Raw genomic sequence first — 24,215 nt, forward strand, 5'->3', positions numbered from 1 at the left:
AACGGGTGGGCGGCGACCTCGACCCGGCTGGGAGACATGAGCTTCAGCTTCGACCTGACGGTGAGCAGATGAGCGCCCGTCCCCCGCTCCGGGTGGGCGACGTGGTCGGCGTGCCGATCGGCGACGGCGTGGTGGCGGCGACGGTGATCGAGGACCGCGGCCCCCTCGGCCCCGGTGGCGAGCGGGTGGTGCGGCTGGCGCTCGGGGCGGGCGCCGGGCCTATGGCGCCGGGCTACCGCCTGGAGCTGCCCGTGGGCCGGCTGGTGGACCCGCCGCCGGACTGGGGCGCGCTCGTTGACAGGTGACCTTTGGGTCACATAACGTCGCCGCCATGGACGCGGTGTTCAGGGCGCTGGCCGACCCCACCCGGCGGGCCCTGCTCGATGAGCTCTTCCGCCAGGACGGCCAGGCGCTGGGGGCGCTGGAGGCGCGCTTCGCGATGTCGCGCTTCGGCGTGATGAAGCACCTGCGGGTGCTGGAGGAGGCCGGCCTCGTCGTCACCCGGCGGCGCGGCCGCGAGAAGCTGCACTTCCTGAACCCGGTCCCGATCCGGCTCGTCCACGACCGGTGGGTGAGCAAGTACGCCGAGCCCTGGGCCGCGGGGCTCAGCGACCTCAAGCAGCGACTGGAGACCGTCATGGAGAAGGTGTTCGAGATCTACATCCGCACCACCCCGGAGCGCCTCTGGGAGGCGATCACCGACGGCGAGACCCGGCGCAAGTACAACTTCGGCGTGGCGGTGGAGTCGGAGTGGACGCCGGGCGCGCCGATCACCACCACCCACCCGAAGGCCGGCGGGCCGCTCGGCGAGGGCGAGGTGCTCGAGGTCGATCCTCCGCGCCGCCTGGTGCACACCATGCGGGCGCTGTGGAGCGACGAGGTGCGCGACGAGGGGTTCTCGCGGGTCACCTGGGAGATCGAGCCGGTGGGCGACTCGTGCCGGCTGCTGCTGACCCACGACCGGCTGCGCGAGGGCGCCAGCGCGGAGCTCTACGGCGGCTGGCCGATGATCCTCTCTGGCCTGAAGACCTGGCTCGAGACCGGGGAGCTGCTGACCACCCCGGGCTCGCTGATGTACGCCTAGGAGCCTGTCGAAGAAGTCGGCCACGCGCCCGCCGGCCGCACACCGTCGCCCTCCGGCGTCCGCGTCAACGCCGATGCACCCGGCATCGGCCGCGGCCATCCGGATGGCCCGGTGTTCGCTCGGCGGATCGCGCGCCCTCTGTTCTCCGACGTGCTCCTAGCCCGCCTCGCCCCCGGCGGCCGGCTCGGCGCCCGCCCCGGTGGCCCTGAGCACCAGCAGGGCGCGGTCGTCGCGCTCGCCGCGGCGGTGGGTGAAGTCGGCGACCGCGCGCTCGAGGGCGTCGGCGAGCTCCTCGGCGGAGCCGCCGGCCGCCCCGGCCAGGGCGCCCAGCAGGCGTTCGTCGCCGAACAGCTCGCCGTCGTCGCCGCGCGCCTCGGTGTAGCCGTCGGTGTAGAGCACCAGCGCGTCGCCCGGGGCCAGCGTCACGTGGGCGTCGTGCACCCGCATCGGCGTGCCGGCCGCGAGAAGGGTCCCGATGCGCCCGACCGGCTGGGCGCCGCCGCGGCGGCGCACGAGCACCGGCTGCGGGTGGCCGCCGAGGGCCACACGGGCATCGGCGCCGGCCGGGCCCGGGCGCATCACGACGAGGGCCAGGGTGAGGAAGCGGTCGGTCTCGGGGTGGTGCTCGCGGATGATCCGGTCGAGCTCGGTGACGGCGGTCGCGGGCTCGCCGGGGTGGCGCTCGATGAGCGGCACGAGGGTGTAGCGGGCGAGCGCGGTGACCGCGGCGGCCTCGACGCCCCTGCCGCAGACGTCGCCCACGAACGCGGCGACCCCGAACGCGGGCCCCCACAGGACCTCGTAGAAGTCGCCGCCCACGTCGAGTGCGCCGCTGGCCGTGGCGTAGCGGGTGGCGATGTCGAGGCCCTCGACCGGCGGGATGCCCCGGGGCAGCAGGCTCTGCTGCAGCGCCATCACCAGCCGCTCGCGCTCGCCCTCGGCGGCGGTGCGGGCCGTGATGTCGACCACGAAGACGCCGAGGCCGGCCACCCGCCCCGAGCGGTCGCGCAGGGGGTAGACGCGCTCCAGCCAGACGCCCGGCTCGCCGGTGCCGGTGATGCCGTGGACGTGGAACTCGGTGGTGCGCCCGCGCAGCGCGTCGCGGAAGTAGGGCAGGTATGCCTGCGGCGGCAGCTGCGGCAGGAGCTCCATCGGCGTGCGGCCGATGTGCTCCTCCACCGTGAAGCCGTTCATCGCGGCCAGCTCGCGGTTGACGCGCACGAAGCGCATCTCGCGGTCGAACTGGGCGAACCCGACCGGGGCGTGCGTGATGATGCCCTCGAGCAGGTGCTCGACGTCGCGGCGCTCGGTGACGTCGACGCCGGAGGGCAGCAGCCGGGTGACGCGCCCGTCGGCGTCGCGCAGCGGCTCGATGCGGAAGTCGACCACCATGCGGCGGTCGTCGGACACGCGCACCTCGGCGTCGTAGCGCACGCCGTCGCCGGCGGCCGCGCGGGCGACGGCGGCGCGCAGGCGCTCCTGCTCCGGGCCGCTCCACGACCACCAGGGGGTCTCCCAGAGGGGCAGGCCGATGACGTCATCGGGGCGCAGGCCCGCGGTCTCGAGCGCGGCGGAGTTGGACTCGACCACGACGCCGTCGGGCCTGAGCAGCCCGGCGAAGGCGACCAGGCTGTCGAGCACGGCCACCACGAGGTCGCGCTCGGAGCCCGCGTCCGCCAGGTGCCCCGCCCCGGCTTCGTCCGTGACCATCGCCCCCCGTCCGGTGTCGCGCTGCGGCGTCGATTGTACGGCGCGCCGTCCGGGCGGACGCGCTACTCTGCGCGCGGCGGGCCAACCGGGTCCGCCGGAATCGCGTGGATGATGGGACGTCGGTGGGCCTCGGCTCGGCGGGTCTTCAGTTTCCTCGCCGAGTACGAAGGATGTGCAATGCCCGAAGGCGTCGTGAAGTGGTTCTCGCAGGAGAAGGGGTACGGGTTCATCACCCCGGACGACGGTGGCAAGGACCTCTTCGTCCACTTCTCCGAGATCCAGGGCAGCGGGTTCCGCAACCTGGACGACGGCCAGCGCGTCAGCTTCGAGGCCCAGGAGGGCCCGAAGGGCCCCCAGGCCGCGAACGTGTCGCCGCTCGCGTAGGACCACCTGCGATAGTGCGTGACCGCGAGGCCGCCCCACGGGGCGGCCTCGCGCGTTCCGGGGACCGGACGGGGGAGGCCTGATGGCGGGGATGCGGCTCTACCACCGCTGGAAGTGCCCCTGGTGCGCGGCGGCGCGCCAGGCGATCGAGAACGTGGGGGCGCCGGTGGAGCTGGTCGAGGTGCCCTACGACCGCGCCGAGCGCGACGAGGTCGAGCGGGTCAGCGGCCAGCGCCGCGTGCCGGTGCTGCTCGACGGCGACGAGGTCGTGGTCGACTCGCGGCGCATCGTGCGCCACCTCTACTCCCGCCACGGCGACGGCTCGTTCGCCCGCTCCATCGCCGAGCTCGACGCCGACATCGCCGCCGACGGCGAGCCGGACGCGCCCGGCGACGGCTGACCCGGGCGGTTACCGAATCCCCCGGACGGGGGAAGATGCGGGCGACCACCACCCGGTGGCACATCCCGAGGAGGGACTCACATGGCGGACACGCGCATCGGCGGCATCGGCCTCGGCGGCATCCTGGTGATCGCCGGCATCCTGGTCGCGATCTTCGGCTCGTTCTGGCTCGGCCTGATCATCGCCCTCGTGGGCCTGATCGCCTTCGGCGGGTTCGCCAAGGGCAAGTGGTACTGACGGCGTAGCCCGCCCCGCCGGGCGACGGCGGGGCGGGCGCGGGCGCCGGCGGCGCGGCGCGGGGCTGGACGCGTCTGACAAGATCACCCGGTGCGCCGACGCGTCGTGATCACCGGGGCCGGGGTCGTGAGCCCCATCGGCTCCGGCGCCAGCGAGTTCTGGGACGCCCTCGCCGAGGGCCGCTCCGGCGCGGCGCACGTCGAGCTGGAGGGGGTCGGCCGGATCGTCGCCTTCCCGGTCGCCGAGGACGAGGCCAGGGAGCGCTTCGGCCAGCGCGACGCCCGCCGCATGGACCGCGCCGCGCGCTTCGCGGCCGTTGCCGCGGCGCGGGCGCTCGAGGACGCGGGCGACCTGGGGGTCGAGCCGGAGCGGGTGGGCGTGTCGATCGGCAGCGTCCACGGCGGCGCCGACACGCTGCTGGAGGCGCACCGCACCTTCCTCGAGCGCGGCGCCGACCGGGTGGGCCCCCTGGCGATCCCGATGTCGATCACCAACCACCCCTGCGCGGCCGTCGCGCGGGTGCTGGGGCTCCGCGGGCCCTCGGCGGCGCCGGCCACCGCCTGCGCGGCCGGCTCGGACGCCATCGGCGCGGGGCTGTCGATGCTGCGCGAGGGGCGGGCCGACGTCGTGGTGGCGGGCGGGGCCGACGCGCCGCTGTCGCCCGTCGTGATCGCCGGCTACCAGCGGGTGGGCGCGCTGACCCCGAGCACCCGGGCGCCCGAGGTCTCCTCGCGGCCGTTCGACATCGGCCGCGACGGCTTCGTGATGGGCGAGGGATCGGGCGTGCTGGTGCTGGAGGAGCGCGAGCACGCGCTGGCGCGCGGGGCCCGCATCTACGCCGAGCTGGCCGGCTACGGCAGCTCGTGCGACGCCGGCCACCCCACCGACCCCGACGCCACCGGCGAGGGGCCGGCCCGCGCGATGACGCTCGCCATCGCCGACGCCGGGCTGCTGGCGCGCGACATCGGCTACGTCAACGCGCACGCCACCTCCACGATCGCCGGCGACATCGCCGAGGCGCGCGCCCTGGCGCGCGCGGGGCTGTCGGGCGCGGCGGTCTCGTCGACGAAGTCGGCCCACGGCCACCCGCTGGGCGGGGCGGGCGGCATGGAGGCCGTCGCCACCCTCATGGCGTTCGAGCGCGACATGCTGCCGCCGACGCTCAACCTGGAGGACGCCGACCCCGAGGCGCCCTTCGACCACGTGCTGGAGCCGCGCCGGGCGCGGGTCACCGCGGCCGCCTCCAACTCGTTCGGCTTCGGCGGGCACAACGCCTGCATCGTGATGACCCGCCACGAGGAGCGGTAGGGGGCTCCACCCGGCGCGGGCGGGCGCGTGCGATGCTGCCGCGCATGCCGATCCCCGACGACCTGCGCGCGATCGCCGAGCGCGTCTCGTGCTCCGCGATCTGCGACGCCATGATGCGCCGCCACGCCCACCGGGCCCACGTGGTGGACCTGGTGAGCCCCGCCCCGGAGCGATGGCTGCTCGGCCCGGCGCTCACCATGCAGTTCCTGCCCCTGCGCGCCGACCTGCTCGAGCCCGGCCGCCACGACTTCGGCGCCCTGCTGCTGGAGGCCGTGGACGACCGCGACGCGACCGGCCACGTGCTGGTGGTGTCGAGCTGGGGGCACGTCGACCAGCCGATCGCCGGCGGCAAGAAGCTGTCGCGCCTCGCCAACCTCGGGCTGGCGGGCCTGGTGGCGGACGCCCGCCTGCGCGACTTCGCCGAGGTGGTCGACCTGGGCATCGGCGCCTGGTGCCGCGGCGAGGCCGTGCGCCAGGGCGGCGAGGCGATCATGCCCTTCGCGGCGAACGTGCCCGTGGCGGTGGGCGGCGTGACCGTGACGCCCGGCGACTGGGTCTACGCCGACGCCTCGGGCGCCGTGGTCATCCCGCCCGACGACCTGCGCCCGGTGCTCGAGGAGGCGGCCCGCATCGAGGAGCGCGACGCCGCCGAGGTGGCCCGCACCCGCCGGGAGGATCTGGCCCGCCGGTAGGCCGCGCCGCCGCCCCCGCTCGTTCAGGCGCGCGTCAGGCGACCGTCGGCACCATGGGGTGACGGCTGGCCCGCGACCTCCTCTCCGGTCGCGGGCCGTCGCCGTCCCAGGGGCCGGCTACGTCCGGGCCAGCAGTCGCAGGTCGCGCGCGACGGCCGCGGCGTCGAAGCCCACCGGGTACGCGGTGACCAGCTCGCCCGAGGCGCTGACGCCGTAGATCAGGGCGGTGTGCTCGATGAGCGCCGGGTCGTCGGCGGGCACGTCGGTGGCGACGTTCCAGCGGCTCCAGACCGCCTCGAGGGCGGGCCGGTCGGCCACCAGGTAATCGACGAAGCCGTCGACGCCCCGCGCGCGCAGGAACGCGCGCACCACGGCCGGCGTGTCGCCCTCGGGGTCGACCGACACCGCGAGCACCCGGGTGCGCCGGCCGAGCGCGCCGGCCTCGCGCCGCGCCCGCCTGAGGCTCTCCATGATGAGCGGGCAGACGTCCGGGCAGGTGGCGTAGACGAACGTGACCAGCACGGGGTCGCCGCGCAGGTCGCGGATGTCGACCAGCTCGCCGTCGACGTCGCGCAGCCGCAGCGCCGGCGCCTGGCGGCGGGGCTCCACGATGCCGCCCTCGGGCGCGGTGGCGGCGTGGCCGTGGGCGGCCGTCGTGGCCGGCCCGGCGGCGGCGCCGTCGCCGCCCGTGTCCGACCCGCAGCCGGCGGCCAGCGCGACGGCGCCGAGCAGGGCGGCGAGCGGGGGGAGAAGGCGCATCGCGGGAGCCTACTGCCACGTGGCGCGTTCGGTCAGCGGGCCGCGCGCGACCGACGGAACCCGCGTCCCATGCGGGTTCCTGGACCTCCGTACAGGGAGGTACAGGTTTTGCGCGCGTCCCCCGGACGAGGGATCCGCTCGCCGGGGGCGCCGTCGATGTGCCCCGTGCGGGACGGCGTCGCCGGAGGGACACCCGGACGGCGCCGCACGCGGAGGGGGCGGGTGGGCTCCGCCCCCTCCGGCACGACCCCGCTACTGCGGCAGGGCCACCACCAGCAGCTTCGGCTCGGTCATGCTCTCGACCGCGAAGCGCGGCCCCTCGCGGGTGTTGCCGCTGTCCTTCACGCCCCCGTAGGGCATCTGGTCCGCGCGGAAGGTGGGCGTCTCGTTGACGAGCACCCCGCCGAAGTGCAGCCGCCGCGCCCACACGAGGGCGGCGTCCGCGCGCGCGGTGAAGATGCCGGCCTGCAGGCCGAACGGCGACGAGTTGGCGAGCTCCAGCGCCTGGTCGATGTCGCCGTAGGAGGCCAGGCCCACCACCGGCCCGAAGACCTCCTCGCAGGAGACCTTCATGCTGGGGTCGATGCCCTCGATGACGGTCGGCATCAGCAGGCGGTCGCGCACCTCGCCGCCGGTCAGCACCTCGCCCCCGGAGTCGCGCGCCTCGTCGATCCAGTCGACCACCCGCTGCCGGTTGTCGTCGTCGATCAGCGGGCCCACGTCGGTGCGCTCGTCCATGGGGTCGCCCACCACCAGGCGCCCGACGGCCGCGACGAACAGGTCGCGGAAGCGGTCGATGGCGCGCTCCTGGACGTAGACCCGCTGCACCGAGATGCACGACTGGCCGGCGTGGGTGAACCCCGAGGCGGCGAGCTTGGTGGCGGCCAGCTCCAGGTCGGCGTCGGCCTCCACGATGACCGGCGTGGAGTTGCCGAGCTCCAGGGCCACCTCCTTGCGCGGCTGGCGTTGACGGATGTCCCAGCCCACCGGCGGGCTGCCGGTGAACGAGATCATCGGCACGTCGGGGTGGTCGACGAGCGCGTTGCCCACCGTGCCGCCGCCGCCGATCACCACCGACAGGGCGCCGGGCGGCAGGCCCGCCTCGCCGAGGGTGCGCGCCAGCAGCAGCGCCGAGAGGGGGGTGGCCGAGGCGGGCTTCAGCACCACCGGGCAGCCGGCCGCGATCGCCGGCGCCACCTTGTGGGCCACCAGGTTGAGGGGGAAGTTGAAGGGCGAGATCGCGCCGACCACGCCGATCGGCTCGCGCACGATGACGCCGAGCTTGCCGGCGCCGGCGGCGCTCGCGTCCATGGGGACCATCTCGCCGGCCACCTTGCGCGCCTCGACGGCGGCGAAGGTGAGCGTGTCCACGCAGCGGGCCACCTCGGCGCGCGCCTGCTTGAGCGGCTTGCCGGCCTCCAGGCAGATCGTGCGCGCGAAGGCGTCGGCGCGCTCGGCCACCAGGCGGGCGGCCCGCTCGAGCACCTGGGCCCGCTCGGCCGCCGGCGGCGGCGGCAGGTGCTCCATGGCCGCGTCGACCGCCGCCGCGACGTCGTCCGGCCCGCCCACCGCCACCGTGGCGATCGTCTCGCCGCTGTACGGGTTGGTGACGGCGAGGTCCTCGTTGCGCTGGTCGAATGCCCCGTCGAGCAGCAGCCCGGTGGGCTGGGACGGGTCGAGTGCCGGGCTGGTGATCCCCATGCGAACCCCGCTCCTGTCGGCGTCGGACGTTGAATACGATACCCAGGCGGGTACCCCCGGACGGCCGGTCGAAACGAGGGGGAGTCTCACGTGCAGGCCGCCGAGCTGATGGTGCGCTGCCTGGAGGCCGAGGGTGTGGAGCGCATCTTCGCCATCCCGGGCGAGGAGACGCTCGAGATCATCGACGCGCTCAGCCGGTCGCCGATCGACGTGGTCGTGGTGCGCCACGAGCAGGGGGCCGCCTTCATGGCCGACGTCCACGGCCGGCTCACCGGCCGGGCGGGCGTCTGCCTGGGCACGCTGGGCCCGGGCGCCACCAACCTCATCACGGGCGTCGGCGACGCGTACCTCGACTACGCCCCGATGGTCGCGATCACCGGCCAGGTGAAGCTCGACCTGGTCCACAAGGAGAGCCACCAGTACGTCGACGTGGTGGACATGCTGCGGCCGGTCACGAAGTGGAACGCGCGCATCGAGCGCCCGGAGACCGTGCCCGAGGTCGTGCGCAAGGCCTTCAAGCTGGCCGAGGCGGAGCGCCCGGGGCCGACCCACCTCGAGCTGTCCGAGACGATCGCCGCGGCCGAGCTGCCCTCCTCCGCCCGCCCGCTGGCCCGCAGCGCCCCGGTGCCGAGCCGGCCCGACGACGCGGCGGTGCGCCAGGCGGCGGCGATCATCCGCGAGGCCCGCCGGCCCGTGGTGCTGACCGGCAACGGGGTCATCCGCGGCGGCGCCGCCGGCGCGCTGCGTGAGCTGTGCGCGCACGCCGGCATCCCCGCCTGCCCCACCTTCATGGGCAAGGGCGCGCTCGACGACCGCTCGCTGCTGTCGCTGCCCGCCGTGGGGCTGCAGGCGCGCGACTCGGTCACCGCCGGCCTGGACGAGGCCGACGTCGTGATCTGCGCCGGCTACGACCTGGTGGAGTTCGGCCCCGCCGCCTGGAACCCCGACACGCTCAAGCGGATCATCCACGTCGACCGCCGTCCGGCCGAGGTGGACGGCCACTACATCCCCGAGGTCGAGATCGTGGCCGGCGTGGCCGACACGCTGCGCGCCCTGCGCGACGAGCTGCCCGCGCGCGACGAGCCGGCCTACGCCACACGCCTGCACGTGGCGGTGGCCACGGAGCTGCGCGCCACGCTGGAGCGGCCGGGGATCGTGACGCCCCAGGCGGCGATCGGCGCGATCCGGGCCGCCATGGAGCCCGAGGACATCCTCATCTCCGACGTGGGCGCCCACAAGCTGTGGCTCGGCCGGCTCTTCCCGGCCTACGAGCCGGGCACGGTGATCATCAGCAACGGCTTCGCCACGATGGGGGTCGGCCTTCCGGGGGCGATCGCGGCGGCGCTCGCCCTGCCGGAGCGGCGGGCCGTGACCGTGTCGGGCGACGGCGGCTTCCTCATGAACGTGCAGGAGATGGAGACCGCCGCGCGCCTGAGCCTGCCGGTGGTCGTGGTGGTGTGGGTCGACGGCCGCTACGGGGTGATCGGCTGGAAGCAGGAGCGCCGCTTCGGGCGCACGAGCGCGATCGACTTCGGCACGCCCCACTGGCCGAGCCTCGCCCGCGCCTTCGGCTGGGAGCACGAGGAGGCCACCGACGCGCCGGCCCTGACCGCGGCCATCCGGGCCGCGACGGCCCGCGGCGGCCCGTCGCTGGTGACCGTGCCGATCGACTACCGCCAGAACGTCCGCCTCGCCAACCTGGGCGAGCCGTCGCTGGGCGCATAGGCTCGCCCCACCGACCGCTGGAGGAGGGCGCCGATGGACGACCCGACCGTCACCGACCCCGACACGTACCGGGTGGTGTTCGAGAACCACCGCGTGCGGGTGCTGGAGTACCGCGACCGGCCGGGGGCGCGGACCCGGCCGCACGACCACCCGGACAGCGTGATGGCGACCCTCGCACGCGCTCGTCGTGGAGCTGTCGGGGGGCGCGGGGGCGGCGCCGCCGCCCGGCGGGGCGCTGGGCTCCGCCGCGGCCGGGTAGCACCCGTGACGACACCGGACCGGAACGCTGGAGGGGGCGGACCATGAGCCAGGCGAACCCGCAGGACGAGCACCTCGACTACCGCGCCACGGTGGCCAGGCTGGAGGAGCTGGTGGGCCGCGAGCTGCTGGTGGAGCTGCGCATCGGCGACCCGGGCGGGCCCTTCCGGGTGGCCGCCCGCGGCGTGCTCGAGGGGCACGCCGACGGCCAGGCGGAGCTGTCGGCCCGCCGCGGGCCGGGCGACGACGTGGCCAGCTTCATGCTCGCCTCGGGCGGGTTCTTCACCGTCTACGAGAAGCCGTTCCGGGAGGGGCGGTGGTGGGCCGGCCACGACGACGGCCGCGACCACCCCGACCAGCCGCACCTCAAGATCCTGTTCGACGACTCCGTGCTGCACGTGGCGGTCTACGGGCCGTCGCCCGGGCCGGCCGCCTAGGGCGTCGCCACCTCCACCAGCACCTTGAGGGCGCGGCGCTCGTCCATGGCCGCGTAGCCGGCCGGCACCTCCTCCAGCGGCACGCGCGTGTCGAGCACGGGGGAGGGGTCGAGCCGGCCGGCCAGCACGTCGGCGAGCAGCTCGGGGATGTACGCGCGCACCGGCGCCACCCCGCCCACCAGGCGCACGTTGGTGCCGTGCACCGGCATGAGGTCGACCGGCTCGGCCGGCACGCCCACGTGGCCCACCGCGCCGCCGGCGCGGGCCGCGCGGATGGCGGTGTCGAACGAGGCCGCCGTGCCGACGCACTCCACCACGTGGCGCGCCCCGCCGCCGGTCATCTCGCGCACCTGCTCCACCGCCTCCCGGCCGCGCGCCGTGACCACGTCGGTCGCCCCGAAGCCCCGGGCGATCGCCAGGCGCTCCTCGTGGTGGCCGAGCGCGATGATGCGCGCCGCGCCCAGGCGCCGCGCCGCCAGCACCGCGCAGAGCCCCACCGCGCCGTCGCCCACCACGACCGCGGTCGCCCCGGGTCCCACGCCGGCCGACACGGCGCCGTGGTGGCCGGTGCCCATCACGTCGGTGAGCGTGGCGACCGCCGCGGCGAGGCGGGCGTCGCCCAGCTCGACCTCGTCGGGCAGCGGCACGAGGGTGCCGTCGGCGAGCGGCGCCCGCACGGCCTCGCCCTGGCCGCCGTCGTTGGCGAGCCCGCCCCAGTAGCCCCCGTGCACGCACGAGGTGTGGAGCCCCTCCTCGCAGAACTCGCAGGAGCCGTCGGAGAAGGCGAAGGGCGCGATCACCCGCTGCCCGGGGCGGATGGTGCGCACCTCGTCGCCGACCGCCTCGACCACGCCCATGAACTCGTGGCCCGTCCGCCCGCCGGGCGGGCCGTAGATCGGGACCTGGCCGCGGTAGGGCCACAGGTCGCTGCCGCAGATGCAGGCGTGGGTCACGCGCACGAGCGCGTCGGTGGGCTCGCGCAGCCCGGCGTCGGGGACGTCCTCGACCCGCATGTCGCGGGGTCCGCGGTAGACGGTGGCTCGCATGGCTGCTCCGGTCGGGTGGCGGGTCGCTATCAACGACGGCTATCATTCCCGCCGTGCGCCAGATGATCACCCGCGTCGACGATCACCTGCACGCCCGCGCGAAGCGGCGCGCGAAGGATCTCGGCCTGACCCTCAACGAGCTCGTGGTCGCGGCGCTCGAGCGCGAGCTGGCCACGGGGGCCGACCCGCTCCCCGACGCCCGGCGGCGCGCGGAGGCGCTCGGGCTCGCGGCCGCCCCGGCGCGCGCGCCGGGCGAGGCGGCCCCGGACGGCCGCGACCGGGTCATCGCGTCGGCGCGCGGCACGGGGCGGGCGGTGAGCGAGGCCCTCGAGTGGGCGCGTGGCTGATCCCGGGCCGGGGCTGATCTACGCGGACACCAGCGCGATCGTCCGCGCGTACATGCCGGACGAGCCGGACCACGCGCTGATGCGCGCGGCGCTGCTGGACGGCGACGCGCCCGTCGCGACCTCGGCGCTGGCCGAGCTCGAGCTGACGTCCGCGATGCGCGCGGCGCACCGCGCCGGCCGCCTGGCCGATCCGGATGCCATGCTCGACCAGATCGCGGCCGACGCGTCCGCGGAGGGGCCGCTGATCCTGCTCGCCCTCGACCCCCTGCGCGCCCTTCCGCGGGCACAGGAGCTCTGCGACCGCCACCCGCTGCGCGCGCTCGACGCGCTCCACCTGGCGGTCGCGCTGGACGACGCGTCGCGCATCGCCGGCCCGGGCGGGCTGGCCTTCGCGACCTGCGACCGCGCCCAGGCCGAGGCGGCGCGGGCCGAGGGCCTCGCCGTCCTCTGACCGGGCGCCGCCCTCAGGCCGCGGGCGGCTCCAGCGCGATCTCGGCGGGCAGGTCGCCGCGGCGCTCCTTCGGCCCGCCGGCGAGCTCCTCGCCGACCCGGATGTCCAGGTAGGCGTACGCCGTGGTCAGCGCGACGAACGGGATGACGAGGGCGTAGACCACGCCGGCGACCACGTTGGCGGTGGTGCCGGGCAGGTCGGTGAAGAAGATCATCAGGGCGCCGGCGAGGGGGCCCACGACCAGGGCCACGGCGGCGCCCACGATCGTGAGGCTCGCCACCTTGAGCCAGTCGCCGCGCACCAGCAGGCTGCTGCGCGCGAGGGCCACGCGCGGCGGCACCCGCTCGGCCGCGATCACCGGGGCGATCAGCGACCAGCGCACCGCCAGCCAGATCGCGAGCGGCAGCAGGATGACCGAGGCGCTCAGCAGGGTCACGACGACCACGGCGATCGCGAGCGCCGCGCACAGCGGCAGGAGCCCCGGCACCGCGGCCCGCAGGGCGCGCAGGGGGGTGGCGTGGCGGCCGGCGTCGACGTCCATCAGCGCGTGGACCGTGACCAGCTGGACCAGCCCGAAGCCCAGCAGCGTGACGATCGAGCCCGCGGCCAGCACGGTGAAGCCGAGCAGCCCCTCGGCGCCCTCGCCGGTCTGCACGCCGAGCGCGCCGGAGGTGCGCAGGACGAGCGTCTGCAGCAGCCCGATGCCCACGGTGATCGGCAGCAGCACGATGCCGATGCCGCCGAACACGGCGAAGCGCCGCGCGTAGATGCGGCCCGCCGCCGCCAGCACCTGGCCCCAGGCGCGGCGGCGGGCCACCCGCAGCGGGGCGCTCGGCAGCCAGGTGGCGCGCGAGAGCCCCCAGACCGCGAGCGCCGCGAGCACGGCGAGCACGCCCACCACCGGGGCGGGGTCCTCGTTGAACTGGCGGAACCTCTCCGAGCCCCACGCCACCGCGCCGCAGAAGAAGTCGGTCGCGCTCGTGCCGAGCGCGCCGCCGCCGGCGAACGCCAGGCTGCGGTCGCGCCACTCCCCGGTCCACGCGATGGGGTGGGTCCACTGGTCCTTCATGTTCGGGCCGGTGGGGGCGTTGTAGAACGAGGTGTGGCGCTCGCCCCAGCCGCCCTCGAACCCGATCCACGGGTACTGGCGGCGGGCGGCCGACGGGTCGGAGGGGATCGTGCGGATCACGGGGCGCAGCTCGCGGGCGTCGCCCGAGGTGTCGTCGCAGCCGACCCCCTCCTCGGCCGAGCTGCCGATGTACAGCGACGAGCCGAAGTAGTTGGCGTGCGAGCCCGCGGCGGGGTGCACCACCGGGTGGGTGCCGTCCACCAGCTCGAGCTTGTCGTCGCCCCAGTCGGCGCGCTCGCCGCCGCTGTGCTGGCTGTAGCCGACCTCGACCGGGTCCTCGGTCAGCGCCTCGGCGGCGTCGGCGGCGTCCCAGACGATCTGGATCATCTCCCAGTCGCCCTCGTGGGTGTTGTTCCAGTCGTTGAAGACGTAGAAGAACCAGTACTGCAGGGCGATCCTTCCGGGGTGGCCGGGCTCGGTCGCCACGTGGGCGTAGGCGGTGGGCGGGCTGCCCTGGGCGACGCGGCGCCCCCAGCGCTCGTAGTCGCAGCCCGGCGCCAGCGCGTTGCCCGGGAAGTCGAGGTTGTAGCCGTAGCGGCCGCGCTCGATGTCGGCCGCGGCGGGGGCGACCTCGATCAGGTCGCCGCCGCCCCACGCGCCGCGCAGCGCGACGGTGTCCTCGCCGAACAGCACGTCGACGTCGATGGGCTCGTACGGCTCGCCGTGGCCGCACTCCTCCTCCTGCTCGACCAGCCGCACCACCGGCGCGTAGCGCTCCGCCAGCGCGACCTCGTCGGCGTCGTCCCCCTGCGCGAGCGCGCTCGCGCAGGCCACGAGCATCACGACGAGGGCGATCGCGGCGCGCAGCGGGGGGCACATGCGGCCCATCCTCGCCGAGCCGCCCGTGGTGGGGCCAGCCCCACCACGCGGACGCCGGGAGGCGCCGGCGGCGGACGCCGGGGGGCCGCATGGGCGCGCGCGGCGCGCTGATCGATCGTGGTGGCAGCCGTCCACGACCGTCACGGAGACCCCGCATGCCGCCCCCGCCCACGTCCCTGCTCGAGCGCCACGGCCGCCGCATGGCCCGTCGCCGGTGGCTCGTCATCCCGCTCTTCCTGCTGCTGATGGTGGCCGCCGCCATGGGCGCGGGCCGCCTCGGCGACGTGATGACCTCCGAGCAGTCGCTGCCCGGCTCGGAGGCCGAGCGCGCCACGCGGATCGTGCAGCGCGAGTTCTCCGCCGGCGCCGAGACCAACGACGTGCAGCCCGTCTTCCGCCACCCGACGCTGACGGTCGACCACCCGGCGTACCGGGAGGCGGTGACCGCGTCGCTCGAGCGGGCGGCCGCCCTGGTCCCCGGCACGCGGGTGGTCTCCTACTTCGGCACGGGCAGCCGCGACATGGTGGGCCAGGACGGGCACATGACGTTCGCGACCCTGTCGCTGCCGCTCCCGGAGGCCCAGGCCAAGGACCGCGTCGACGACATCCGCGCGGCCATCGGCACGCCGGAGGGCTTCGCGCCCACGCTCGTGGGCGGCGACGTCGCGATGTGGCACGACGTCGAGCCGGTCATCGAGGACGACCTCGCGCGCGCCGAGCTGCTGGTGCTGCCGGTCGCCCTGCTGATCCTGCTGGTCTACTTCGGCAGCGCCGTCAGCGCCCTGCTGCCGCTGCTGATGGCCGGTGTGACGATCACGCTCGCCATGGCCGGCACCTGGCTCGCCGGCCAGGGCATGGACGTCGCCGACCTGGTCACGAACGTGATCACGCTCGTCGGCATCGCGATCGGCATCGACTACTCGCTGCTGGTGGTCTCGCGCTTCCGCGAGGAGATGCGCGCGGGCGCCGACCGCGTGGAGGCCGCCGGCCGCACGATGGCGACCGCCGGCCGGGCGGTGCTGCTGGCGGGCGTGACCGTGGCGATCGGCCTCGCGGTGCTCGTGGCCCTGCCCGTTCCGTTCATGCGCTCGCTGGGCGTGGGCGGCATGCTGGTGCCGGCGTCGGCGGTGCTCGCCGGCCTGACCGTCCTGCCGGCCACCCTCGCGGCGCTCGGCCCGCGCGTCGACGCCCTGCGCGTCTACCCGCGGCGCTGGCGCCTGCGCGAGGGCGCCCTGTGGGGCCCCGTCGCGCGCGCCGTCACCGGCTGGGGCATCCCCGTGGCCGCGATCGCGCTGGTGGCCCTGGTCGCCCTGGCGGGCCAGTCGTCCGGCATGAGCATCCACGAGGACCCGCTCGCCGACGCCCCCGACCTCGAGGCCGTCGAGGCCGGGCGCATCGTGCGCGACGAGCTCGGCGGCAGCCTCACCCCCAACGTCTACGTCATCGACACCGGCCGCGACGGCGGCGTGTACGACCCGGCGACCGTCGCGGCGCTGGCGCGCGTGGCCGACGGCCTGCGCGCCGAGGACGACGTCGTCTCGGGCGTCACCTGGCCGACCGCGACCGACCCGGCGGCGTTCCGCGCCGCCGCCGGCGAGGGCCTGGTCGACGCCGACGGCCGCTACGCCCTGATGCAGGTGGCCCCGCACGGCGACGAGCTGTCGCCGTCGGCGCGGGCGCTCAACGCGCTGATGGCGGCCCGCGAGCCCGACGTGCGGGCGGCCGTGCCGGGCGGCGAGGTGCTGACCACCGGCGCGCCGGCGGTGATCAACGAGTTCACCGACGCGCTCTACGGGCCCTTCCCGTGGCTGGTGGCCGGCGTGCTGGTGCTGACCGTAATCGCGCTGATGCGCGCCTTCCGCTCGTGGCTGGTGCCGCTGGTGGCGGTCGCGCTCTCCGGCCTGTCGCTGCTGGCCACCTACGGCCTGCTGCGCCTGGTCTTCATGGAGGGGGTCGGCTCGGGCCTGCTCGGCATGGACCACGAGGTGCGCGGCATCGCGATCTGGGTGCCGGTGATGCTGTTCGCCTTCCTGTTCGGCATCTCGATGGACTACCAGGTGTTCCTGGTCGAGCGGATGCGCGAGCTGCGCGACGGCGGCGCCCCCAACCTGCGCGCCGTGCGCCAGGGGTTGGCGGGCACCGGCCGGGTGGTCGGCACGGCCGCCGCGATCATGATCGTCGCCTTCGGCGGCTTCGCCGCGGGCACCGACGTGTCGATGAAGGAGTTCGGCTTCGGCCTGGCGGCCGCGGTCGCGATCGACGCGCTGCTGGTGCGCTGCCTGATCGTGCCGGCGGTGATGCGGATGACCGGCGAGCGCAACTGGACCATGCCGGCCCCGCTGGCGCGGATCGTGCGGGTGCGCCCGCGCCCGGCCGCGGCGGCTCGTACGATCGGGGACGCGCGATGACCGCCGTCCGACGCCACCTGATCGAGCCGCTGCGCACCGGCGGCGCCCTGCGGGCGCTCGCCCTGGTGGCGAGCGCGATCCCGCTCGGCACGCTCTGGTTCGTGGTCCTGGTCACCGGCTGGGCGGTCGGCCTGGGCCTGCTGATCACGCTGGTCGGGCTGCCGATCCTGCTCGGTCTGGCGTACGTCGTGCGGGTGGCCGCCGAGGCCGAGCGCCGGCTGCTCGAGGCGCTCACCGGCGAGCGCCTGGCCCGCCGTCCGGTCGTGCGCCACGACGCGCCGCTCACCGCGCGCCTGCGCGGGCTGGCGGGCGACGCCACGATCTGGCGCGAGCAGGCCTACCTGCTGCTGCGGTTCGTGCTCGGCCTGCCGCTGGCGGTCGTGGTGCTCGCCCTGCTGGGGGAGGGCCTGCGCCTGGCCCTGGCGCCGGCCTACTACCGGGCCGGCGGCGACGTCGCCGACGTCGGCGCCTGGAGCGTCGACACCTTCAGCGAGGCCGTGCTGCTCGTGCCGGCCGGCCTGGCGCTGGCGGCCGCGTCGGTGCCGGCGGCGGTGTGGGCGGCGCGCGCGTGGACGGCGCTCGCCCGCGGCCTGCTGGGCGAGGCCGCCCCGGCGGCCGCGGCGCCGCCGGCCGACGGTGGCGCGCGCCCCGGCCGCCGGCCGCCGCGGCCCGTCGGCTCGCGGGGGCTCGCCGTGCACGCGGCGGCGTACGCGATCGTCAACGTCACCCTGGTCCTGATCTGGACGGCCACCACGCCGGGCGGCTACTTCTGGCCCTTCTGGACGCTCGTCCCGCTCGGGGCGATCCTGCTGGCCCACGCCGCCCTGGTCGTCTCGCCGGCCCTCGTGCCCGGCGGGCGGTGGGGCAGGGTGGGCCTGGTGCGCCACGCCGGCGTGGCCGGCGCGCTCGCCCTGCTGCTGATCGCCATCTGGGCCTTCACCACCCCCGGCGGCTACTTCTGGCCGGTCTGGCCGGTGATCGCCCTCGCCGTGCAGGTGGCGATCCACGCCACCCGCGTGTTCGTGGGCACGGGCGCGCGCGAGGACGAGCTCACCGAGCGCATCGACGTGCTCACCTCGACGCGGGCCGGGGCGGTGGACGCCCAGGCCGCCGAGCTGCGGCGCATCGAGCGCGACCTGCACGACGGCGCCCAGGCGCGCCTGGTGGCGCTCGCCATGGACCTGGGGATGGCCCGCGACCGGCTCGCCGCGTCGGGCGACGCGCGGGCCCGCGACCTGGTGGCGGGCGCCCACGAGGAGGCCAAGCGCGCGCTCGTGGAGCTGCGCGACCTGGCGCGCGGCATCCACCCGGCGGTCCTCTCCGACCGGGGCCTCGAGGCGGCGGTCGGCTCGCTGGCCGGCGCCAGCCGCATCCCGGTGCGGGTGGAGGTCGACACCGGCGGTCGGCTCGAGCCGGCCGTCGAGGCGGCCGCCTACTTCACCGTGGCCGAGTCGCTGGCCAACGCCGCCAAGCACTCGGGCGCCCGCGTGGTGGAGGTGGCGATCGGACGCGGCGACGGCGTGCTGCGCGTGCGGGTGAGCGACGACGGCGCCGGCGGCGCCGACCCGCAGGGGGAGGGCCTGACCGGCCTGCGCCGGCGGATCGAGGCCCACGACGGCATCCTGCGGGTGGTGAGCCCGGAGGCCGGCGGGACGACGATCGAGGCGGTGATCCCGTGCGGGTCGTGATCGCGGAGGACCTCGCGCTGCTGCGCGACGGCATCGTGCGCCTGCTGCGCGACAACGGCATGGAGGTGGTCGCGGCGGTCGAGGACGGCGACGCCCTGGTGGCGGCGATCGAGCGCGAGCGGCCGGACGTGGCGGTGGTCGACGTCCGACTGCCGCCCAGCTTCCGCGACGAGGGCCTGCGCGCCGCCATCGAGGCGCGGCGGCGGGTGCCCGGCACGGCGGTGCTGGTGGTGTCGCAGTACGTCGAGCAGACCTACGCGGTCGAGCTGCTGGCGGACGGCGCCGGCGGCATCGGCTACCTGCTGAAGGAGCGGATCGCCGACCCGGCGGAGTTCGTGGAGGCCGTCCGCCGGGTGGCGGCGGGCGGCACCGCGATGGACCCCGAGGTGGTCGCCCAGCTCGTCGCCCGGCGCGGGCCGGCCTCGGCGGTCGGCGACCTCACCCCGCGCGAGCGGCAGGTGCTGGAGCTGATGGCCGAGGGCCGCTCCAACGCGGCGATCGCCCGGGCCCTCGTGGTGACCGAGGGGGCGGTCGAGAAGCACGTCTCGAACATCTTCGGCAAGCTCGGCCTGGCGTCGTCTGAGGGCGCCCACCGGCGGGTGCTCGCGGTGCTCGCCTTCCTGCGCAGCGCCTGAGCGCCGGGCGGCCGGCCCCCTAGAGCAGCTGGCTGACCCGGCGGCCGAAGGCGGTGGCCGAGGGCCAGTAGTCGTCGAGATGGCTCAGCGAGACGCCGCCCCGCGAGCCGGAGGAGTGCACCATCCAGCCGTCGCCCAGGGCGATGCCGGCGTGCTCGATCGTGCCCGTGCGTGCCGCGGGGCCGCCCGAGCCGAAGAAGACCAGGTCGCCCGGCTGCAGGCCGGTGATCGCCACCCGCTCGGCGGGGCGCTCCCACGCCATGGCGTCGGCGGTGCGGCCGCGCAGGCCGGTGCCGACGGCCATCTGGCTCGCCGTGGTGCGGCCCTTGAACGCCCACCAGATGAGCCCCGAGCAGTCGAAGCCGCCGTGCGCCTGCGCGCCCCAGGGCGAGCGGGCGCCCGGCCAGTCGCCGCCCCAGATGTACGGCTGGCCCACCTGCCAGAGGGCGGCCTGGGCCACGGCGAGCTGCTTCGGCGACATTGCCGGCAGCGCGATCTGGCGGTAGCGGCGGAGGCGGGCGGTCTGCCACGAGCCGACCCCGCTGGCGCGGTCGAGCGCGTAGACGACGTCGGCCAGGCGCACGCTCTCGTTGCGGGAGCGCTCGCGGCCGTCCTCGTGGGAGAGGCGGTTGTAGACGAGCCCGAGCTCGCGGGCCAGGATCTCGCTGCCCGCGTGGCGGGGCATCCGGAGGCGGGCGCCGTCGGCGGTGGCCAGGCGCATCAGCGCGCGGCGCTCGGCCTCGAGGCCCAGGGCGCGCACGAACAGCAGGTTGGTGGTCCAGGCGGTGGCGCGCCCGGCCGGGTTCGGGCTGGTGCGCTCGCGGCCGGTCAGGATCGACAGCGCGCGGTCCAGGTCGCCCCGGGTCGCGTCGCGCGAGAGGTCGGCCGTGGCGAGGCCGGGCCAGCGGGCGGCGAGCCGGCGCGCGCTGGGGCGGGCCCACTCGTCGAGGCCGCCGCGCACCTTCCGCGACGCGTGCTCGCGCGCGAGCGCGGCGCGCTCGCCGGACGGCGCCGTCGCCGCCGGCTTGGCGGCCGGCGACGGCGTTGCGGGTGACGCCACCGCCGCGCCGGCCCCCACGGAGGCCAGCGCGACGGCGGTGAGCAGGAGGATCCGTCTCGTCACACCCCCCTTGTCGGCCGTGCGGGGCCCGCTCTTCACCCTTCGGGTCGGCGCATGCCGGTCTGTGCAACATTGGGCACCGAGCACGAGACGGAGGAGACATGGCCGACGAGACCGGACGGCGCGACGCGCAGTGGCGCGAGCGCCTGAGCCCCGAGCAGTACGCCGTCACGCGGGAGGGCGCCACCGAGCGGGCGTTCACCGGCCGCTACTGGGACCACCACGAGGACGGCGTCTACCGCTGCGTCTGCTGCGAGGAGCCGCTCTTCGACTCCAGCACGAAGTTCGACTCGGGCACCGGCTGGCCGAGCTTCACCCAGCCGACCGACCCGGCGCGGGTGGTGGGCCGCGAGGACACCAGCCACGGGATGGTCCGGGTGGAGGCGGTCTGCCACAACTGCGGCGCCCACCTGGGGCACGTGTTCCCGGACGGCCCCGCCCCCACGGGCCTGCGCTACTGCATCAACTCGGCGTCGCTCGACTTCATGGGCCGGGGACCGGGGGGCGACTGATCCTGGGCGTCGCCGGAGGGGCGCTCGCGCTGCTGCTGGCCGCCGCGTCGCAGGGCGGCCCGGCGGCGCCGGCGCCCGCACCGCCGCCCGACGCGAGCGGCCTGAGCGACGCCCAGCTCGCCGGTCAGCGGATGGTGTTCGGCTTCGAGGGCACGGCGGTGCCCGCGGCGCTCGAGCGCCGCATCCGCCGCGGCGAGGCCGGCGCGGTGATCCTGCTGGGCCCCAACGTGCCGACCGTCGCCGCCGCCCGCCGGCTGACCCGCAGCATCCAGGCCATCCCGCGGCCCGCGGCGGTCGACCAGCCGGTGCTGGTGATGATCGACCAGGAGGGCGGACGCGTGCGCCGGCTGGCCGGGCCGCCGGCGGCGTCGGCCGCGGTGATCGGCCGCCGGGGCCCGCGGGCGGCGCGCGCCGCGGGCCGGGCCGCCGGCGCCTGCTGGCCCGCGCGGGGGTCAACGTCGACCTGGCGCCCGTGGCCGACGTCGCCCGCCCCGGCTCCTTCCTGGCCGCCGACGGCCGCGCCTTCGGCAGCTCGCCGGGACGGGTCGCGGCGAGCGCCGTCGCGTTCGCCGGCGGCCTGCGCGAGGCGGGCGTGCTGGCCACGGCCAAGCACTTCCCCGGCATCGGCGCGGCGCGCGTCAGCACCGACGCCGCGCCCGTGCGCATCGCCACGCCGGCGGCGGCCCTGCGGCGTGTCGACCTGCGACCCTTCCGCGCGATGATCGCCCACGGCGTCCCCATGGTGATGCTCGGCACGGCCGTGCACCCCGCCCTCGACCGCCGCGCGCCCGCCGCGCTCTCGCGCCCGGTCGTCACCGGGCTGCTGCGCGAGGAGCTCGGCTTCCGCGGCGTGACCGTGACCGACGCGCTCGACACCCCGGCGCTGCGGCCCTCGGGCGGCACCGGCCCGGTCGCCGTCCGCGCCGTGCGCGCCGGCGCCGACCTCGTGATGCACACCGGCTGGGCCGACGGCGTCACCGCGGCCGGTGCCGTCCGGCGCGAGCTCCGCTCCGGCGGCCTCGACCGCGCGCGCGCCGAGGCGGCGGTGGAGCGGGTGCTCGCGATGCGGGCCGGCCTGCGGTGAGCCTGCGCGACGTCACCTTCGACGAGGCGCTCGAGCTCGTCCGCTCGCACGCCGTGCGCACGGAGGCGGAGGCGGTCGACCTCGACGACCTGCCCGGCCGCCGCCTGGCCCAGGAGATCCGCTCGCGCATCGACGTGCCGGCCTTCACCAACTCGGCGATGGACGGCTTCGCGCTGCGGGCGGCCGACGCCGCCGCCGGGGCGCCCCTGCCCCTCGCGGGCGAGAGCCGGGCGGGCGCCCCGCTCGCGGGCGGGCTGCCGCCGGGCGCGGCCGTCCGCATCTCGACCGGCGCGATCATCCCCGACGGCGCCGACGCCGTGCTGCGCCGCGAGGACGCCGAGGACCTCGGGGACCGGGTGCGCCCGCGCGTGGCCGTGGAGCCCGGCGCGCATGTGCGCCACCGGGGCGAGGGCGGCCGCCGCGGTGACGTCCTGCTGCAGTCGGGCCACCGGGTGCGGGCGCACGAGGTCGCCGCGATCGCCGCGGTCGGCACCGCCCGCGCCCTCTGCGACCGCCGCCCGCGGGTGGTCGTGCTGGCGAGCGGCGACGAGGTGATCGGCCCCGACCGTCCCCTCGGGCCCGGCCAGGTCTACGACGCCAACCGCCCCGGCGTCGCGGCCCAGGCCCGCGCCGCCGGCGCGGACGTGCTCGCCGCCGGCCTCGTCCCGGACCACCGGGCGGCGACGGTCGCCGCGATCGCCGCCGCCCTCGACGCCCCGGTCGCGCCCGACCTGCTCGTCACGACCGGCGGCGTCTCGGTGGGCGACCACGACCACCTGCGCCCGGCGTTCGCCGAGCTCGGGGTGCGGGAGGTCTTCTTCGGCGCCCAGATCCGTCCCGGCCACCCGCTCTGGCTCGGCCGCCGGGGCGAGCAGGTCGTGCTGGGCCTGCCGGGCAACCCGGTCTCGGCGACGGTCTGCTTCCACGCCTTCGCCCGGCCGCTGCTCGGCCACGACGACGCCTGGGATCGCCGCATGCCGCTGGCCGTGACGCACCGCTCGAAGATCCCGCGCACGGAGCTGCTGCGCTGCGCCGAGCGCGACGGCGCGCTCGTCCCGATGGCCCACCAGGGCTCGCACGAGGTCTCCGGCCTGGCCGGGGCGACCCACCTCGCGGTCGTCCCCGCCGAGGCCGAGGTCGTGGATGCGGGGGAGACCGTGCGGAGCCTGCGCCTGACCTGAGCGGGCCGGGTGATCCGCGCCCGGGGGTCGCCCGTATGCGCTGGTGTCCGTCACACCAGCACCGGAGGAACCCCGTGTCAGACCGCATCACGCTCGAGGCGATCGACGCCGACGGCGCCATCCAGGAGGCCGCCCACGCGGTCGATCCCGCGGGCTCCGGCACCCGCGCCGACTTCTTCCGCACGGCCGCGATCGGGGGCGGCGCGCTCGTCGCCGGCGGCATCGCGTTCGGCGGGCTCCCGGCGCTGGCCCTCGGCGCGCCGTCGAAGCGCCAGGACGTCGCGATCCTCAACTACGCGCTGACCCTCGAATACCTCGAGACCGAGTTCTACCGCCAGGCCCGCCGGTCGGCCGGGCTGCGGGGCGAGACCGCCCGCTTCGCCCGGGTCGCGGGCGCGCACGAGGCGGCGCACGTGGCCGCGCTGCGCAGGGTGCTGGGCGGGACGGCGGTCGCCGAGCCGCGGTTCGACTTCGGCGCCACCGTGCACGGCCAGGCCGCCTTCCAGCGGGCCGCGATGGCGATCGAGGACCTCGGCGTGTCCGCGTACGCCGCCCAGGGCCCGCGCCTCAAGCAGGTGCCGGTGATCAGGGCGGCGCTGGCGATCCACAGCGTGGAGGCCCGCCACGCCGCCTGGATCCGCGGCATCGCGGGCCGCAACCCGGCGCCCGCGGCGTTCGATCCCGCCCGCGACATGCAGGCGGTGCTGAAGGTCGCCGGCGGCTTCATCGCCGGCTGAGCCGCGCCCGCCCCCGGGCGCCGGTGACCGCGCCCGGGGGCGGCCCCCCGAGACCGAGGAGGTCCGCACGTGTTCGACATCTCGCCCCTGCAGATCATCATCGTCCTGGCCATCGCGCTGCTGGTGTTCGGCCCGAAGCGCCTGCCCGAGCTGGGCCGCAACCTCGGCCGCGGCATCCGCGACTTCAAGGGCGGCATCACCGGCGAGGAGCCGGCCCCCGCGGGCGGCGGGGACGCGACCGCGGCCGAGCGCATCCCGAGCGCGGAGGAGCTGCTGAAGGAGGCCGCCCGCCCGGAGCCCGCGGGCGCGGACGACCCCGGGCGCGCCCGCGTGCCGGCCTGAGCGCGGTGGGGCCGAGTCTGA

Annotated in this window: 26 protein-coding genes and 1 pseudogene; 20 read left to right on the top strand and 7 right to left on the bottom strand. The window is 76.5% G+C overall.

Translation table 11 applies throughout. From position 1 onward, the window contains the following. Positions 1-68: 68 nt before the first annotated feature. The gene (locus tag ITJ85_RS05890) at positions 69-305 is read left to right on the top strand and encodes a hypothetical protein (RefSeq protein ID WP_217915426.1); all 237 of its coding nucleotides are present in this window, start codon (positions 69-71) and stop codon (positions 303-305) included. Positions 306-331: 26 nt separating this feature from the next. Continuing rightward, positions 332-1,084 carry an ArsR/SmtB family transcription factor gene (locus tag ITJ85_RS05895; protein ID WP_217915427.1) on the top strand — a complete coding sequence of 251 codons (753 nt, stop codon included), beginning with the start codon at positions 332-334 and terminating at the stop codon, positions 1,082-1,084. Between the two features lie 156 nt (positions 1,085-1,240). Here ITJ85_RS05895 and ITJ85_RS05900 read toward each other — a convergent pair whose 3' ends face one another. Beyond that, positions 1,241-2,794, bottom strand: coding sequence for a PAS domain-containing protein (locus ITJ85_RS05900; RefSeq protein WP_217915428.1), 1,554 nt, complete (start codon positions 2,792-2,794; stop codon positions 1,241-1,243). Positions 2,795-2,971: 177 nt separating this feature from the next. Here ITJ85_RS05900 and ITJ85_RS05905 point away from each other — a divergent pair, with 177 nt between their 5' ends. The 5 genes from ITJ85_RS05905 (at position 2,972) to ITJ85_RS05925 (ending at position 5,815) form a co-directional block, all read left to right on the top strand. After that, positions 2,972-3,178, top strand: coding sequence for a cold-shock protein (locus tag ITJ85_RS05905; protein WP_217915429.1), 207 nt, complete (start codon positions 2,972-2,974; stop codon positions 3,176-3,178). A gap of 82 nt (positions 3,179-3,260) precedes the next feature. Next, positions 3,261-3,578: a glutathione S-transferase N-terminal domain-containing protein gene (locus tag ITJ85_RS05910; RefSeq protein WP_217915430.1), complete on the top strand. Its 318-nt coding sequence runs from the start codon at positions 3,261-3,263 to the stop codon at positions 3,576-3,578. An 81-nt stretch (positions 3,579-3,659) separates the two neighbouring features. Further along, positions 3,660-3,815 carry a hypothetical protein gene (locus ITJ85_RS05915; protein ID WP_217915431.1) on the top strand — a complete coding sequence of 52 codons (156 nt, stop codon included), beginning with the start codon at positions 3,660-3,662 and terminating at the stop codon, positions 3,813-3,815. Between the two features lie 90 nt (positions 3,816-3,905). Further along, positions 3,906-5,123, top strand: coding sequence for a beta-ketoacyl-[acyl-carrier-protein] synthase family protein (locus ITJ85_RS05920; protein ID WP_217915432.1), 1,218 nt, complete (start codon positions 3,906-3,908; stop codon positions 5,121-5,123). 44 nt (positions 5,124-5,167) lie between these two features. Continuing rightward, positions 5,168-5,815 (top strand): RraA family protein, encoded by a 648-nt coding sequence (locus ITJ85_RS05925; RefSeq protein WP_217915433.1) that lies wholly within the window; start codon positions 5,168-5,170, stop codon positions 5,813-5,815. A 117-nt stretch (positions 5,816-5,932) separates the two neighbouring features. Here the strand turns inward: ITJ85_RS05925 and ITJ85_RS05930 are convergent, their stop codons facing one another. Both ITJ85_RS05930 and ITJ85_RS05935 read right to left on the bottom strand, forming a co-directional pair. Next, positions 5,933-6,574 (bottom strand): SCO family protein, encoded by a 642-nt coding sequence (locus ITJ85_RS05930; protein ID WP_217915434.1) that lies wholly within the window; start codon positions 6,572-6,574, stop codon positions 5,933-5,935. 252 nt (positions 6,575-6,826) lie between these two features. Beyond that, positions 6,827-8,275, bottom strand: a complete 1,449-nt coding sequence (locus ITJ85_RS05935; protein ID WP_217915435.1) for an aldehyde dehydrogenase family protein — start codon at positions 8,273-8,275, stop codon at positions 6,827-6,829. Positions 8,276-8,365: 90 nt separating this feature from the next. Here ITJ85_RS05935 and ITJ85_RS05940 point away from each other — a divergent pair, with 90 nt between their 5' ends. The 3 genes and pseudogenes from ITJ85_RS05940 to ITJ85_RS05945 all read left to right on the top strand — a co-directional run bounded on the left by ITJ85_RS05940 (position 8,366) and on the right by ITJ85_RS05945 (position 10,695). Continuing rightward, positions 8,366-10,000, top strand: a complete 1,635-nt coding sequence (locus tag ITJ85_RS05940) for an acetolactate synthase large subunit (RefSeq protein WP_217915436.1) — start codon at positions 8,366-8,368, stop codon at positions 9,998-10,000. A 33-nt stretch (positions 10,001-10,033) separates the two neighbouring features. Beyond that, a pseudogene (locus tag ITJ85_RS17505) lies at positions 10,034-10,207 on the top strand (cytoplasmic protein); the annotation flags it as partial. Between the two features lie 95 nt (positions 10,208-10,302). Then, the gene (locus tag ITJ85_RS05945; RefSeq protein WP_217915437.1) at positions 10,303-10,695 is read left to right on the top strand and encodes a hypothetical protein; all 393 of its coding nucleotides are present in this window, start codon (positions 10,303-10,305) and stop codon (positions 10,693-10,695) included. Here the strand turns inward: ITJ85_RS05945 and ITJ85_RS05950 are convergent. Next, on the bottom strand, positions 10,692-11,741 hold the full coding sequence (locus ITJ85_RS05950; RefSeq protein WP_217915438.1) for a zinc-binding dehydrogenase: 1,050 nt from the start codon (positions 11,739-11,741) through the stop codon (positions 10,692-10,694). The two genes, ITJ85_RS05945 and ITJ85_RS05950, sit on opposite strands and share 4 nt — an antisense overlap. Positions 11,742-11,794: 53 nt before the next feature. Here ITJ85_RS05950 and ITJ85_RS05955 point away from each other — a divergent pair, with 53 nt between their 5' ends. Next, positions 11,795-12,088 (top strand): hypothetical protein, encoded by a 294-nt coding sequence (locus ITJ85_RS05955; RefSeq protein ID WP_217915439.1) that lies wholly within the window; start codon positions 11,795-11,797, stop codon positions 12,086-12,088. Beyond that, the gene (locus ITJ85_RS05960) at positions 12,081-12,539 is read left to right on the top strand and encodes a type II toxin-antitoxin system VapC family toxin (RefSeq protein ID WP_217915440.1); all 459 of its coding nucleotides are present in this window, start codon (positions 12,081-12,083) and stop codon (positions 12,537-12,539) included. Before ITJ85_RS05955 ends, ITJ85_RS05960 begins: the two co-directional genes overlap by 8 nt. Before the next feature lie 13 nt (positions 12,540-12,552). Here ITJ85_RS05960 and ITJ85_RS05965 read toward each other — a convergent pair whose 3' ends face one another. Then, a complete protein-coding gene (locus ITJ85_RS05965; RefSeq protein ID WP_217915441.1) occupies positions 12,553-14,487 on the bottom strand; it encodes a hypothetical protein in 1,935 nt (644 codons plus the stop codon). A gap of 155 nt (positions 14,488-14,642) precedes the next feature. Here ITJ85_RS05965 and ITJ85_RS05970 point away from each other — a divergent pair, with 155 nt between their 5' ends. The 3 genes from ITJ85_RS05970 to ITJ85_RS05980 are packed head-to-tail and all read left to right on the top strand — an operon-like array spanning position 14,643 to position 19,218. After that, on the top strand, positions 14,643-16,895 hold the full coding sequence (locus ITJ85_RS05970; RefSeq protein WP_217915442.1) for an MMPL family transporter: 2,253 nt from the start codon (positions 14,643-14,645) through the stop codon (positions 16,893-16,895). Beyond that, on the top strand, positions 16,892-18,583 hold the full coding sequence (locus tag ITJ85_RS05975) for a sensor domain-containing protein (protein WP_217915443.1): 1,692 nt from the start codon (positions 16,892-16,894) through the stop codon (positions 18,581-18,583). Before ITJ85_RS05970 ends, ITJ85_RS05975 begins: the two co-directional genes overlap by 4 nt. Beyond that, a complete protein-coding gene (locus ITJ85_RS05980) occupies positions 18,571-19,218 on the top strand; it encodes a response regulator (RefSeq protein ID WP_217915444.1) in 648 nt (215 codons plus the stop codon). The genes ITJ85_RS05975 and ITJ85_RS05980 overlap by 13 nt, the downstream gene beginning before the upstream one ends. Positions 19,219-19,237: 19 nt before the next feature. Here ITJ85_RS05980 and ITJ85_RS05985 read toward each other — a convergent pair whose 3' ends face one another. Further along, positions 19,238-20,341 (bottom strand): NlpC/P60 family protein, encoded by a 1,104-nt coding sequence (locus ITJ85_RS05985; RefSeq protein WP_217915445.1) that lies wholly within the window; start codon positions 20,339-20,341, stop codon positions 19,238-19,240. Between the two features lie 98 nt (positions 20,342-20,439). Here ITJ85_RS05985 and msrB point away from each other — a divergent pair, with 98 nt between their 5' ends. Beyond that, positions 20,440-20,850, top strand: a complete 411-nt coding sequence (gene msrB, locus ITJ85_RS05990; protein WP_217915446.1) for a peptide-methionine (R)-S-oxide reductase MsrB — start codon at positions 20,440-20,442, stop codon at positions 20,848-20,850. A 124-nt stretch (positions 20,851-20,974) separates the two neighbouring features. Here msrB and ITJ85_RS05995 read toward each other — a convergent pair whose 3' ends face one another. Then, entirely contained in the window at positions 20,975-21,127 is a 153-nt protein-coding gene (locus ITJ85_RS05995) for a hypothetical protein (protein WP_217915447.1), read from the bottom strand. Positions 21,128-21,286: 159 nt separating this feature from the next. Between ITJ85_RS05995 and ITJ85_RS06000 the strand changes: the two genes are divergently transcribed. The 4 genes from ITJ85_RS06000 (at position 21,287) to ITJ85_RS06015 (ending at position 24,194) form a co-directional block, all read left to right on the top strand. After that, a complete protein-coding gene (locus ITJ85_RS06000) occupies positions 21,287-21,934 on the top strand; it encodes a glycoside hydrolase family 3 N-terminal domain-containing protein (RefSeq protein WP_281412240.1) in 648 nt (215 codons plus the stop codon). Further along, a complete protein-coding gene (locus tag ITJ85_RS06005; protein WP_217915449.1) occupies positions 21,931-23,115 on the top strand; it encodes a molybdopterin molybdotransferase MoeA in 1,185 nt (394 codons plus the stop codon). Before ITJ85_RS06000 ends, ITJ85_RS06005 begins: the two co-directional genes overlap by 4 nt. 74 nt (positions 23,116-23,189) lie before the next feature. Next, positions 23,190-23,852 carry a ferritin-like domain-containing protein gene (locus tag ITJ85_RS06010; RefSeq protein WP_217915450.1) on the top strand — a complete coding sequence of 221 codons (663 nt, stop codon included), beginning with the start codon at positions 23,190-23,192 and terminating at the stop codon, positions 23,850-23,852. Positions 23,853-23,921: 69 nt separating this feature from the next. Next, entirely contained in the window at positions 23,922-24,194 is a 273-nt protein-coding gene (locus ITJ85_RS06015; RefSeq protein WP_217915451.1) for a Sec-independent protein translocase subunit TatA/TatB, read from the top strand. The last annotated feature ends 21 nt before the right edge of the window (positions 24,195-24,215 follow it).

Source organism: Miltoncostaea marina (genome assembly GCF_018141525.1).
In the GTDB taxonomy this organism is placed as follows: domain Bacteria; phylum Actinomycetota; class Thermoleophilia; order Miltoncostaeales; family Miltoncostaeaceae; genus Miltoncostaea; species Miltoncostaea marina.